This is a genomic window from Pseudoalteromonas sp. T1lg22 (assembly GCF_002964645.1).
GTDB lineage: Bacteria > Pseudomonadota > Gammaproteobacteria > Enterobacterales > Alteromonadaceae > Pseudoalteromonas.
Genome location: NZ_PQBY01000021.1, coordinates 1 through 434, shown reverse-complemented (window position 1 = coordinate 434; position 434 = coordinate 1). Strand labels below are relative to the sequence as shown.

Here is a 434-nt window from a genome sequence, read left to right as displayed (position 1 = left end):
TCTTCGTCGTCAACCATGTCACATTTGTTCATGAATACGATGATGTAAGGTACACCAACCTGACGAGAAAGTAGGATGTGCTCACGAGTCTGAGGCATAGGACCGTCAGTCGCAGCTACTACTAGGATCGCGCCGTCCATCTGAGCAGCACCAGTGATCATGTTTTTAACGTAGTCAGCGTGTCCAGGACAGTCAACGTGCGCGTAGTGGCGAGTTGGAGTGTCGTACTCAACGTGTGAAGTTGAGATTGTGATACCACGCTCACGCTCTTCTGGAGCGTTATCGATTGATGCGAAGTCTTTAGCTGTACCACCGTATACTTTTGCAAGTACGTTAGTGATTGCTGCAGTTAGAGTTGTTTTACCGTGGTCAACGTGGCCGATTGTACCAACGTTTACGTGCGGTTTTACGCGTTCAAACTTTTCTTTTGCCAT

1 protein-coding gene is annotated in these 434 nt (G+C 47.9%); it reads right to left on the bottom strand.

Features of this window, described 5'->3' with window-relative positions; genetic code table 11:
- The coding region (locus C2M24_RS12935) for a GTP-binding protein (protein WP_158683764.1) at positions 1–434 on the bottom strand (434 nt) is incomplete at its 3' end.